14 protein-coding genes are annotated in these 11,529 nt (G+C 67.3%); 3 read left to right on the top strand and 11 right to left on the bottom strand.

Annotation, left to right across the window (positions count from 1 at the left end):
- Positions 1–6: 6 nt before the first annotated feature.
- The 6 genes from ACGHC0_RS22110 to ACGHC0_RS22085 all read right to left on the bottom strand — a co-directional run bounded on the left by ACGHC0_RS22110 (position 7) and on the right by ACGHC0_RS22085 (position 3,892).
- Complete coding sequence (locus ACGHC0_RS22110; RefSeq protein ID WP_368352979.1) at positions 7–927, bottom strand: FmdB family transcriptional regulator; 921 nt, start codon at positions 925–927, stop codon at positions 7–9.
- 107 nt (positions 928–1,034) lie between these two features.
- Positions 1,035–1,904, bottom strand: a complete 870-nt coding sequence (locus ACGHC0_RS22105) for a hypothetical protein (protein ID WP_368352978.1) — start codon at positions 1,902–1,904, stop codon at positions 1,035–1,037.
- 112 nt (positions 1,905–2,016) lie between these two features.
- The gene (locus ACGHC0_RS22100) at positions 2,017–2,469 is read right to left on the bottom strand and encodes a hypothetical protein (RefSeq protein WP_415266783.1); all 453 of its coding nucleotides are present in this window, start codon (positions 2,467–2,469) and stop codon (positions 2,017–2,019) included.
- Complete coding sequence (locus ACGHC0_RS22095; RefSeq protein ID WP_368352975.1) at positions 2,460–2,588, bottom strand: hypothetical protein; 129 nt, start codon at positions 2,586–2,588, stop codon at positions 2,460–2,462. Before ACGHC0_RS22095 ends, ACGHC0_RS22100 begins: the two co-directional genes overlap by 10 nt.
- A gap of 27 nt (positions 2,589–2,615) precedes the next feature.
- The gene (locus ACGHC0_RS22090; RefSeq protein WP_415266782.1) at positions 2,616–2,957 is read right to left on the bottom strand and encodes a hypothetical protein; all 342 of its coding nucleotides are present in this window, start codon (positions 2,955–2,957) and stop codon (positions 2,616–2,618) included.
- A gap of 44 nt (positions 2,958–3,001) precedes the next feature.
- Entirely contained in the window at positions 3,002–3,892 is an 891-nt protein-coding gene (locus ACGHC0_RS22085) for a DUF6402 family protein (protein ID WP_415266781.1), read from the bottom strand.
- Positions 3,893–4,465: 573 nt separating this feature from the next.
- On the opposite strand from ACGHC0_RS22085, the gene ACGHC0_RS22080 reads away from it, so the two are divergent.
- The 3 genes from ACGHC0_RS22080 to ACGHC0_RS22070 are packed head-to-tail and all read left to right on the top strand — an operon-like array spanning position 4,466 to position 7,821.
- Positions 4,466–5,842, top strand: coding sequence for an aspartate aminotransferase family protein (locus ACGHC0_RS22080; RefSeq protein WP_415266780.1), 1,377 nt, complete (start codon positions 4,466–4,468; stop codon positions 5,840–5,842).
- 6 nt (positions 5,843–5,848) lie between these two features.
- The gene (locus ACGHC0_RS22075) at positions 5,849–6,916 is read left to right on the top strand and encodes a peptidogalycan biosysnthesis protein (RefSeq protein WP_415266779.1); all 1,068 of its coding nucleotides are present in this window, start codon (positions 5,849–5,851) and stop codon (positions 6,914–6,916) included.
- Complete coding sequence (locus ACGHC0_RS22070; RefSeq protein ID WP_368352971.1) at positions 6,913–7,821, top strand: hypothetical protein; 909 nt, start codon at positions 6,913–6,915, stop codon at positions 7,819–7,821. Before ACGHC0_RS22075 ends, ACGHC0_RS22070 begins: the two co-directional genes overlap by 4 nt.
- A 25-nt stretch (positions 7,822–7,846) precedes the next feature.
- Here ACGHC0_RS22070 and ACGHC0_RS22065 read toward each other — a convergent pair whose 3' ends face one another.
- Genes ACGHC0_RS22065 through ACGHC0_RS22045 form a run of 5 tightly spaced genes read right to left on the bottom strand, consistent with a single transcriptional unit; the run spans position 7,847 to position 11,476 of the window.
- A complete protein-coding gene (locus ACGHC0_RS22065) occupies positions 7,847–9,088 on the bottom strand; it encodes a DegT/DnrJ/EryC1/StrS family aminotransferase (RefSeq protein ID WP_415266778.1) in 1,242 nt (413 codons plus the stop codon).
- Positions 9,078–9,491 (bottom strand): DMT family transporter, encoded by a 414-nt coding sequence (locus ACGHC0_RS22060; RefSeq protein WP_415266777.1) that lies wholly within the window; start codon positions 9,489–9,491, stop codon positions 9,078–9,080. Before ACGHC0_RS22060 ends, ACGHC0_RS22065 begins: the two co-directional genes overlap by 11 nt.
- A 4-nt stretch (positions 9,492–9,495) precedes the next feature.
- Positions 9,496–9,882 (bottom strand): EamA family transporter, encoded by a 387-nt coding sequence (locus ACGHC0_RS22055; protein WP_368352968.1) that lies wholly within the window; start codon positions 9,880–9,882, stop codon positions 9,496–9,498.
- Positions 9,879–10,814 (bottom strand): alpha/beta hydrolase, encoded by a 936-nt coding sequence (locus ACGHC0_RS22050; RefSeq protein WP_415266776.1) that lies wholly within the window; start codon positions 10,812–10,814, stop codon positions 9,879–9,881. The genes ACGHC0_RS22055 and ACGHC0_RS22050 overlap by 4 nt, the downstream gene beginning before the upstream one ends.
- The gene (locus tag ACGHC0_RS22045; RefSeq protein ID WP_368355685.1) at positions 10,811–11,476 is read right to left on the bottom strand and encodes an MtnX-like HAD-IB family phosphatase; all 666 of its coding nucleotides are present in this window, start codon (positions 11,474–11,476) and stop codon (positions 10,811–10,813) included. The genes ACGHC0_RS22050 and ACGHC0_RS22045 overlap by 4 nt, the downstream gene beginning before the upstream one ends.
- Positions 11,477–11,529: the final 53 nt, after the last annotated feature.

Below are 11,529 nucleotides of genomic sequence, written 5' to 3'. Positions count from 1 at the left end.
TGGCGCTCAGCGGCCCGGGTTCGTCACCTCGGGGTTGCGCAGCGCCTCGTTGATGTGCTGGAGGTATTCCTGCGCCTTGGGGTTGGCGGGATTGGCATCGCCCGAGACGTAGTAGGACAGCCCCTGCTTCAGGCCGCCGTGGTCCGCGATGCGCTGCGCCATGTTGGAGGCCGCCATCCGCAGTTGCACGGTCACGCTCTTCTCGTACTGCTCGGAAGGCACCTTCTGGCCGCCGACGCGGCTGTTGCCAGGGCCGTCGGCGGACCATTCGCGGCCGTCCATGAACTTGCGGGAGATCTGGCCCAGGCCGATCGAGGTGTTGTTGTCGCCGGCGCGGTCGAGGTCGCCCTCGTGCTGCATCGCCTTGCGGAAGCCCTGGGTGAAGGCCCCCGACTCCGACTGCAGCTGGGCGCGGAAGACGCTGGGGTCCAGGCCGTATTCCCTGGCGGTCTCGTCCACCGCACGGCCGAAGTCGGCCTGCGTCCGGACTTTGGCGTCCTGTTGCTGCTCGTCGCCGCGCAGCACCGGCAGGAATTTGGGATGGACCTTGCCCTGGGCCTCGTCCACGCTCTTCGATCCGAGGTCGCCGGTTGCCACGGGTGGGGCGTCGCCGGAGCCGGAGGCCGCGGGTGTGGAGCCGGAGGCGGGAGCGGCGGCCGGTGCCGGGGCTGCCGATGGCGCGGCGCCGGACGGACTGCCGCTACCACCGCCGCTGCCGCTGCCGCCGCTGCGGTTGCCTTCGCCGGAAGCCGTGCTGCCGCCCTGTTCGGAAGGTTGCGCCTGGCGATGCTTGGTCAGCTTCTGGAGCAGGCCTTCGAGCAGTGCCATCAGCACCTGCGCGAGCAGGGCCTGGGTGCCGGCGGGGTCCTGCGCACCAGGCGCCTGGACGCCCTGGAGCCGCGAGGAGGAGATCGATGAAATAGCCATGAATGCAGTTCCTTGCAATGTGGGGAATTGCACTCTCGCAGCGGCCCGGAGCGTGCGGCATGCGCTGTCCGAAAGACTCCGCGGACATGCGAAGCCGCGCCCGTGCCTCAGGCGAAGGCGTCGATGCGCCCGGCGCGGATCGCGTCGAGCATGCGGCGGTACAGCGCCATCGTGCGCTCGTAGGCGCCAGGCCGGTCGCGCAGCGCGGCCTGCACATAGTCCTGGCGGTTCGCGGCGCATTCGAATCCGTTGGCACAGCGGGCCAGCAGGTCCCAGTCGGTGGCCTGCGTGCAGTCCAGGCCCAGCCCGCAGGGCAGGAGGTAGAAGGCGAACTCCATGCCGTCGTCCTGCGACTGGGGATGGAAGACGCCCTCGAACCGGTAGCCGCGCGTGCCCGTGCCGGCATCGGTGCGGACCGCAAGGCGCGTGGCGACGTCCTGTACGAGCAGCGGGTCGCCGGCTGCCAGCAGGTCGGACAGCAGGGATTGGCGCCGCTCCGGGGCCTGGTAGGCGGATTTGCCCGCGCGCAGGGCCATGGCCAGCAAGGGGTCCTTGCGGCGCAGGCCGTCCGCGGCGAGCCGGGCGATGCGCCGGTCTCCCGTGTCCTCTGCCGACAGGCCCGCGCACCGTTGGCGCAGGGTCTCCGCTGCCGCGCGGGCCTCGCGGGAGGCCGGGCCTGCTGTAGCTGCCTCGGCGCCCGCGATGCCGTGGCACCGGCGCAGCGCCTGCACGGCATAGAACACGCCTCCCGCCTCAGGATGCGAAAGCGCCTGGCGGACGAACCCATCCAGGCGGCCGGCCCGGTTGTATTCCCGTAGCAGGTCCGCGGACAGGGGCCGGGAGGCATGGGCGGCTTCCGCAGCCTCGCGTGTGCCGGAGGATTCCTCGGCCGTGCCCGGCCGCAGAAAGCCCAGTCCCGCCGCGAGCAGCAACAGGGCGGCGCCCCCCAGCATCCAGGAAGAAGTACGCAGATTCATGGTGCCTCATTGGAGAGTGGAAGGCGGGGCCGGTGGGCATCCGGCGCGAAGCGGCATGCGCTTTTCCGAGTCCGCGGAAGCGCCTTTCGCGGCAGTGGGTGCGCTTCGCGCGCTATCGGGGTGCATCGGGGCGGAAATTCCGGCCCAGGATGCCTTCGCATGAAGCGCAGCGGAAATATCGCGTGGCGCCTTTCCATTCCAGGACCCCCCACCCCGTGGCGTCATGCAGGTGCGGCACGCCATGCACTCCCTTGCGCAGATGCAGGCGGGGCGATGCGGCGCAGTCGGCCAGGTCGAAGTCACGCTGGAAGTCGGAGGCCGGCCCCTCCACCGCATGGTCCCAGAAATAGCGAATGCGCTGCTCGTCGACGACCCGGCCGGAGCAGTCGGCATCGCTGCCGGGTGCAGGTTCCACGGCGCGTGGGAGGGTGATTGCGCCCAGGGGGGCGATGGACCGGGACGGGGGGCCGGCCTTCATGGGCTGAGCTGAAGCGCCGGCATGGACCAGCACCAGGAAACAGAGGGAGGCACTGCGCAGGTTCACGCCGAATTGCATCATTGCCATGCCGCGGTAGCGGCTTCCGTGCGGTTCTTGTGGCTGACGTCGGGATGGCGGTGGATTTCCGTCTTCGGGATGGTCAGCGTCTGGGTGATTTCATCGATGAGGTACTGCAGCGAGAGCATTTGAGGAAAGGGTGGACTCGTTGACTGTCAGCGTGGGCAACTGGTGGCGGCCGGGCACTCTGCCGGTATGTTTTCGAACACCACACTGCTACCAACCACTACGGCATGTGATGGGGGATCGGTCCACCAATGAAGTGTTCCGTTCATCCAAAGGTCGACAATCTCACTCTCCCCTAGCAGGGTTTCAGGCTGGATGCGGTACAGCCTTACAAATGAAGGAATCTTCATTTTGTAATGCAGGATGCGCTGGATGGGCGAAGCGTCATAGTATTCGACGCGATAAACATTCATTGGGCTGGTTTCTGAGCCTTTGAAGACGGGCTTGCTGGCATACCAAACGAAAGCCGCCAGTCCAATGGCAAGGACCATCCAGAGTGTCTGGGTCCTCATTATTTTGTTGTCTCTTGTCATTTTTAAATTTCGAACTTTTGCGGAAATGGCAGGCGCACACGATGCACATCGGATAAGACCATGAAATCCCCACCGTGTTGGTTTTTTGCCCGCCATTTCTGAAAATCTGAATTTTGCACCAAGTATTTGCGTTCGGCCGCTGTGTCGGGTGAGATATCCGCGATCTCGTCTCCAATTTTGATGGCACCCCGCAAGGAGGTATTGCACTCAACCCCATTGAATCCCCAGCATCCCAGGGGTTGAGAAATAAAATTGTTGCCGTCCTGGAAATCGTAGGAATCCCGCAGATAGAAGCCCAGTTCATCAACTTCAATCGATGCCTTTTTGTTTTCCATGGATGTCACAATGCCAGAGACTGCAATCTTTATCTGGGCCTCGCCCATGGCGCCATAGAAGTCGTCCATGGGGTCTCCCATCTTCCCAAAAAGCAAGAAATTCACCTGACAGGAATCATCCAGTTCCTTTGCGGGAAGTCCCAAATTGCCGAATCGCCAGCACTGGCCGGCATGTGCTGGTGCGGCACGATCCACTCTCACTTTTAGCTGCTTGATTCCCGCGGGACTGGACCACGTGTTCTGCAACTGTCGCATCGCCGTACGTACCCTGTTGAATTGAAGGGCCCAGGACATTTTGATTAAGGACTCATCGAGGTGAGCTTGACTCAAAATTTTTAATGGATATATTCCACGACTTTCCTTCATTTCTGCTGGCATCGCAAATGGTGCTCCTTTGAACCACTTTTCCATCAAACTGGCAGCCACAGGCCATCCCAGCCTTGAGCGCATGACATTGGGAATGTCTCGTAACTGAAAAATTCTTGTTTGGTAAGTTGGTTCTTTTTTCTTCGAACTACCGCTGATTGATGAAAGCGTGTCTTGCAGTATGTCGATCACAAAAATCCCTCTTATTTATTAATTTGAGTGCCGTGACAATGTATTTCGACTGGTATAGTCACTGGGCTGTAGTCACTTGAGCGTCGTCTTTAGGTTGTGCTGTATATTTTTTAGAATTTCGATGCGAGAAATGTTTCGGTTCTTTGTGCCGAAGGGTAATCCGGTAAAGTATTCAAGAGAGCATATTCAGCAGGTGATGCACGCTTGTGCTGGCGATACGCACTGTGCCCAGGGGGAGCAAAAATACGGCGGCTTGATGCACCACGATTCCGAGCGCGCTTGTTCTATCCTCTTGACGTGCTGCGCAGTGGATGTGCGCTTCGCATCACCACAACCCTGCAGCAGGTGTTCTGCATGTGTTGTCCCTCCTCGGCGCGAAATCTAATGGCCCACGGCCGGGCATGCTGTAAGAAAGGGTTGCCCGCGGCCGAGCCGCGTTCCGCCTGTGCCGGCAGCCGCCTCCCCACGCGTTCTCCACCATCTGCACAAATCGCACACAAACGCTCGATAGTCGATCAAGGTTGGCTGCGCAGACTCGCGCCCATTCCTTTCTCGTTGCGGATTTTTCCCTCCATGACCATCGACGCTGCCCAGCTCCTCGCGGACGAAGCCAAGTACTGCTCCTTCGGCGATACCGTCCACTACGTGAACCCGCCCAAGATCTTCACGGGCTGCGATGGCAGTTACATGCAGGACGACAACGGCACGCAGTACCTCGACCTGCAGATGTGGTATTCGGCCGTGAACTTCGGCTACAAGAACAAGCGTCTCGAAGCCAAGATGATCGATCAGCTGCAGGCGCTGCCCCAGGTCGCCAGCCAGTACCTGCACCCGACCAAGATCGAACTGGCCAAGTTCATCGCCGAGGACGCCAAGCGCAAGTGGGGCAGCGACGGCCGCGTGCATTTCAACGTGGGCGGGGCGCAGGCCATCGAGGATTCGCTGAAGGTGGTGCGCAACGCCAGCAACGGCAAGAGCCTGATGTTCGCCTTCGAGGGCGGCTACCACGGACGCACGCTGGGCGCATCCAGCATCACTTCCAGCTACCGCTACCGCCGCCGCTTCGGCCATTTCGGCGACCGCGCGCAGTTCATTCCGTTCCCCTATCCCTTCCGCCGCCCCAAGGGCATGACGGCCGAGGAGTATTCGGACCAGATCGTGCGGGAGTTCGCCCGCAAGTTCGAGAACGAGTACCACGCCGTCTGGGACCCCAAGACCAACCAGTGCGAGTACGCGGCCTTCTATGTCGAGCCCATCCAGGGCACGGGCGGCTACGTCGTGCCGCCGCCGAACTTCTTCAAGGGCCTCAAGAAGGTGCTGGACGACCACGGCATCCTGATGGTGGTCGATGAGATCCAGATGGGCTTCTGGCGCACCGGCACGCTCTGGTCGGTGGAGAACTTCGGCATCAAGCCCGACGTGCTGGTCTTCGCGAAGGCGCTGACCAACGGCCTCAACGCCCTGTCCGGGCTGTGGGCGCGCGAGGAACTGATCAACCCGAAGATCTTCCCGCCCGGCTCCACCCATTCCACCTTCGCCTCCAACCCGCTGGGCACGGCCCTGGGCCTGGAAGTGATGAAGATGACGCACGAGATCGACTTCGGCAAGCAGGTGCGCGAATCCGGTGCCTACTTCCTCGAAGGCCTGAAGGAGCTGCAGAAGCGCCACAAGGAGATCGGCGACGTGGACGGCCTGGGCCTGGCGCTGCGCGCCGAGATCTGCACCGAGGACGGCTTCACGCCCAACAAGGCGCTGCTGGACAAGATGGTGGACATCGGCCTGGAAGGCAACCTGGAGTACCAGGGCCAGAAGCGCGGCCTGGTGCTGGACGTGGGCGGCTACTACAAGAACGTGATCACCTTCGCGCCGTCGCTGATGATCTCGCGCGCCGAGATCGACGAGGCGATGGTGCTGCTGGACCAGCTCCTGACCCAGGCAAAGCGAGCCTGACAGCCAATGCGCTGGCGCAACCGGCTGGAGCCGGAGTCGCTCGTGGCGCATGCCGGCGCGCATCCGCCGGAAGGGTTCGCCTGGCTGGAGGGGCTGCCGGTGCCGGTGTTCTCGGCGCCGTTCGACCTGCTGACGACGGCGGACGACGAGTTCAAGGCGCGGCTGCGCGGCTGGCCGCTGTTCGAGCGCTGGTCGCGGTGGCTGCGCGTGCGCACGGCCTTCGCGGGCACCACGGTGACGGAGTACGCCCCGCTGCCGCAGGGCGCGGCGCCGGAGTCGGTCGCCGCGGCGTTGCGCACGGGACCGGGCCGTGATTTCGCGCTGGTGATCGCGAAGGATCTTCCACAGGATTCGCCGCTGCTGGCTCCGGAGGACAACGCCTATGCCCAGGCGCTGGCCGAGGCCTGCGTGCGGCAGGGCTTCGTGCTGGTGGAGGGCCAGGCGCTGGCCTATGTGCCGATCGATTTCGGCAACCTGGACGAGTATCTGGCGCGCCTGTCCTCCAGCCGCCGCAGCAACCTGCGGCGCAAGCTGCGCAGCCGGTCGCAACTGCAGATCGAGCGCGTGCCCACGGGCGATGCCTATGCCGACGACGCGCGGGTGGATGCCTGCTATGCGCTCTACGAGGCCGTGCATGCGCAGAGCGAGGTGCATTTCGACCGGCTGACCCGGGATTTCTTCGCCGCGGTGCTGCGCGACGGCGGCAGCGGCGGTATCGTCTTCGAGTACCGCCACGCCGGCACCGGCGCGCTGCTGGGCTGGAACCTCTGCTACGAGCACGCAGGGCGCCTCGTGGACAAGTACATCGGCCTGTCCTACCCCGCCGCGCGCGAGGTCAATCTGTATTTCGTGAGCTGGATGGTCAACCTGGAATACGCGGTCGAACGGGGCCTGACCCACTACATCGCGGGCTGGACCGACCCCGAGGTCAAGCGCAGCCTGGGCGCGTCCTTCACCTGGACGCGGCATGCCGTCTATGTGCGCAATCCGCTGCTGCGCGCGCTGGCCCGGCGGTTCTCGGGCCATTTCGAGAGTGACCGTCGCTGGAAGGACAGTGTGGAGGACGCGGCATGAGCGGCGCGGCGCGGCCCCCGGTGGTGCTCGACGTGGACGGTTCCGTGGGCGTGCTGCCCGGGGAGGTCCGCCTGCCGCTGGCGCAGGCGTGGCAGGAGCGCATCCGCTTCGGCTGCGGCATGGGCACCATGCGCGCGTTCCGGCAGGCACTGGAGCAGGCCATGCCGCCGGTGGCGGCGCACGGTACGGTGTTCATGGGCAGCGGTGATTTCCACCACCTGAGCTGGCCGCTCATCGAGCGCTGCATTGCCGCCCACGGGTTCTCCCCGGCGCAGCCGCTGCGGGTGGTGGTGCTGGACAACCACCCGGACAACATGCGCTTTCCCTTCGGGGTGCATTGCGGCTCGTGGGTGCGGCGGGTGGCGCTGCTGCCCCAGGTGTCGCATGTGCACGTGGTGGGCATCACCTCGGGCGATATCGGCACGGGCCATGCCTGGGAGAACTACCTCGCGCCGCTGCGCGCGGGCCGGCTCACCTACTGGAGCAGCGGCGTGGACACGCGCTGGGCGCGCTGGCTGGGCATCGCGGACCGGTTCCGCGCGTTCCCCGACGCGGACGCCCTGGTCGGCGAACTGGCGCGCATGCTCGAGCGGCAGCGGGTGCCCACGTACTTCAGCGTGGACAAGGATGTGTTTTCCCCGCGCGTGGTGCGCACGAACTGGGACCAGGGCACGCTGGAGACGCGCCATGCCGCGGCGGTCATCGCCGGCCTGCGCGACTGCGTCGTGGGCAGCGATGTAACGGGCGACGTCTCCACCCACCGCTATGCCACGGCCTGGAAGCGGTGGCTGAGCGCGGGCGACGGGCAGCAGACCGGCACGGAGCATGCCGACCTGCCGGCCTGGCAGTCCGCGCAGGCGGCATTCAACATGTGGCTGCTCGATATGCTGGAGACGGACGGCTGACGGCGCGTCGATCCGGCGGGCCGGATCATCCGCCGGCCTGCAGCACCTGCTGCAGCACCGCGCAGATACGGTCGAAGCCGGCGTCGTCCAGCCAGGGGCTGTTGCCGATGGCGAGCACGCGCGCAGCGAAATCCCGGGCATGCGGCCAGCCCCCCTCTTGCAGGCCGGGGGCGACGTGCCGCGCATAGCGCGGGTAGTCGGGCAGGGCATGCACGAAGGGCAGGCTCACGCCCAGGCCCCGGCCCCACAGTGCGGCGATGGCGGCTTCGCGGCGGGCGGCGTCGGGCAGCAGCACCAGCAGCGTGGGCCAGGTGCCCCGCGCGCCCGGAACGGCGCCGCTGTCCCCGATCACGTGCAGTCCGGGAGCGCGCTCGCGCAGCAGGGCCATGCGGTGCCGAGCCCGTGCCTCGCCCTCGGCCAGCCAGGCGGGCAGGCGGGCCAGTGCGCGCACGCCCACGGCGCGGCGCCAGCGGCCGACCCGGTGCAGCGGGATGGCATCGTCGAAATCGTCGCCCGCCGCAGCGATGCGATCGCCCTGGGCCAGCGCCCGCCGCAGCGGCAGGCCGTAGGCCAGCGGCAGGCCGGCCGGGCGGTAGAGCGCGGCATAGCCCAGCAGCTCGGCGCTGCGGCGCAGCTCCCAGCCCCAGCGCCAGGGGGCCACCGTGCGGGCGGCGCGCGCGCAGGCTGCGCGCAGGGAGGGATCGGCCACCACCAGCGCACCGCCTTCGTAGATCGTGAGCCCTTTGCCCACGGCCAGGCTGAAGAAGACCATGTCGCTGCCCGTGGTGCCGATGCAGGCGCCGCCGGCCTCGCGCCCCCCCAGGGCCTGGGCCGCGTCCTCGATGACGCGGGCGCCCACCGCATGGGCGAGGGCGCGCACGGGGGCCACGTCGGTCACGCGGCCCGCCAGGTGGGTGGGCAGCACGGCCAGGGTGCGCGGACCGCAGAGCGCGGCCAGCGCTTCCGGGCACAGGTCCAGGCTGGCGGGCCGCAGTTCGCAGGCCCGAAGCCGCAGGCCGCAGTGCGCTGCCGCCAGGGCGACCAGGGGACAGGTGTAGGCCGGGGCGATGATCTCGTCGCGCGCGGGCTCGCGCTCGCGCAGGGCCGTGAGCGCCACCACCAGCGCGGCGGTGCCGGAGCATTCCACCTGCACGGCCGGCACGTCCAGGAAGCGTGCCAGCGCGCTTCCCAGGTCGGCATCGCCGCCGGGCAGGAGGTCGCGCCAGCCCAGCGGCAGGCCGGCGGTGGGCGGCGCCTCAGGCGCCATGGGGCGAGGGCGGGGCGGAGGTTGGCGGCGCCTGCTCCTCGGCCTCGCTGCGGGCCAGGCAGGCGATGCCGGCGGCGATCAGCATGGCGCCCAGCAGCTGCGGCCAGCCGATGGGCTCGTTGAACAGGAGGGCCGAGAGCGCCAGCACGGAGACGACCTCCAGGTGCGATGCCGCGAAGGCCGGGCCAATGGGCGCGTGCTCCAGCAGCGTCATCCAGGTGAAGAATGCGCCCACGTAGCCGACGAAGGCGCCGTAGATCCAGGGCTGGCCGAAGACCCGCGCCAGCCAGGCGCCGGAGAACTCCAGCGGCAGCGCATGTTCGCCCGCCAGCTTGAAGCTGATCTGCGCGAGCGTGTCGAAGGCGACGAGGACGAGGAAGCCGATGGCGTAGAAGCGTCGCACGGCGTCACCCCTTCAGGCCGACGACGGCCACGCCCGCCGACACCAGCAGGATGCCCGCCACGCGCATCGGCGAGAGCTTCTCGCGGAACAGGAAGCGCCCGGCGATCATCACGGCCACGATGTTGATCGAGCCCAGCAGCACGCCGTCGGACAGCGGCACGAGGGACAGGAACGCCAGCCAGACCAGGAATTCGGCCACGTAGCAGCCGATGCCGACCCAGATCCAGGGCCGGCGCGCCATCCAGATCCAGCGCGCCAGGCCCGTGCCCGCGCGCGGATCGGCCGTGGCCGCGGCCTTGAAGGCCAGCTGCCCGCCCGTGTCCACCAGCATGTTGAGCACCCAGAGCAGCGCCACCAGCGGCGTGATGCCGCCGCCGTCCGAAGGCGTCATGGCGCGGCGCCCCCCGGGTGTCGCGCTTGCTGCTGCGCGATCGATTCGGCGAAAGCCATCGTGCGCGCGAGCACCGTGCGGCGGTCGCGGTCGATGGTGATCATGTGGTAGCTGTCGTCCAGCAGCACCAGTTCCACCGGGGCATGGCGCACGCCGCGCACGATGTCCTGGGCGTTGCCTGCCGCGGCGATGTCGTCGTTGCGGGCGTGCATCACCAGGCAGGGCGCGCGCACCGCGCCGAGGTTGCGCCGCACGTAGGCGGAAAGCGCCCGCAACTCGATCACCGACCACCAGGGGTTGCCCGGCAGGCCGGCGGCTGCGCTGTCGCCCGAATGCATCTGCGACACCACGCGCTCGCGCAAGGCTTCATCCTTGATGCCGTAGGGCGGCGCTTCCATGAAGACGCTGCGGCGGCCCAGCCCCAAGGCCCGGAACAGCGGCAGCAGGAAGGCCAGGCGCGTATAGGCCGGCATGCTCCAGCCGTCGTAGCGGAAGGTGGTGGAAAGCGCCACCACGCCGGCCACCTGCCTCGGCCGCTCTATGGCCAGCGCCAGCGCCAGCAGTGCGCCCATGGACAGGCCGCAGGCGACGATCGGCTGCCCGGTGAGCTGCATGAGCCGGTCCGCGCCGCGCCGGGCGCTGGCCACCCAGTCCTGCCAGCGCGTGGCGATCAGGTCGTCCTGCGTGCCGCAGTGGCCGGCCAGCTGCACCGCGAGCACGGTGAAGCCCGCGCGGTGCAGGCCCTTGGCGAGCAGCCGCATTTCGTTGGGCGTGCCGGTCAGGCCATGGATCAGCAGGATCCCCGTGGTGGCGAGCGGTCCGTGGCCCTCCAGCAGGTATTCGTGCTCGGTGCCATGGAGGGCCGCAGGGGCGGCGGGGCGGGCCAGGGCGCTGTCGTCCATGGCCCGCAGGGTCGCTGCGGCCGCGTTCATGCCACCTCCAGCTGGCGCGGTGCCAGTGCGTCGAGCTGGTGCAGCATCTCCAGCGTGTCGGAAAAGTCGCTGAACGGCGCATGGGCGATGCCGCGGCTCTCGCAATGGGCGATGAGCTTGTACTTGGCGAAGACGAAGTCGGCACGGCCGGAGACGCAGAAGTCCGACGTGCTGTCGCCCACGAAAAGCACCCGCCCGTGCAGGGCGCGCTGCTCGGCGAGGCGCTCGCACTTGCAGTTGCCACTGGCGCGCGCGCAGCTGCCGCTGGCCCAGGGCGACTCCAGGCGCCACTGGCGCGGGCCGGCCTGCACGAGGCGGTTGGCGATCACGGGCAGTCCGTCCAGGCCATGGCGGGCGAGCACGGACTGGATGGCGTAGTCGATGCCGTCGCTCACCACCTGCACCGGCATGCCCAGCGCCTGGGCCTCGCGCACGAAGGCGGCGAAATGCGGATCGACCTCGATGGTCTCGAGATGGGCGTCGAGTTCGGCGCGGTCCATGTCCAGCAGCGCGACCTGGCCCTTCATGCACTCGCGCGAACCGATCTCGCCGCGCTCCCAGGCGTCTTCCAGCGCCTGCCAGCCGGGCTGGCCGAAGCGCTGCAGCAGGGAGTCGGTGACGTCACGGATGCTGATGGTGCCGTCGAAATCGCACTGGATCATCCAGCCCGCGGGGCCCGCCGCGAATTCCTGGGCGGGAAGGGACGGACGCCGGA

Origin of the sequence: Acidovorax sacchari (assembly GCF_042847045.1) — a bacterium.
In the GTDB taxonomy this organism is placed as follows: Bacteria; Pseudomonadota; Gammaproteobacteria; order Burkholderiales; family Burkholderiaceae_C; genus Paracidovorax; species Paracidovorax sacchari.
Note: the sequence above shows the minus strand (reverse complement) of the source record. Positions and strands in the feature narration are given on the sequence as shown.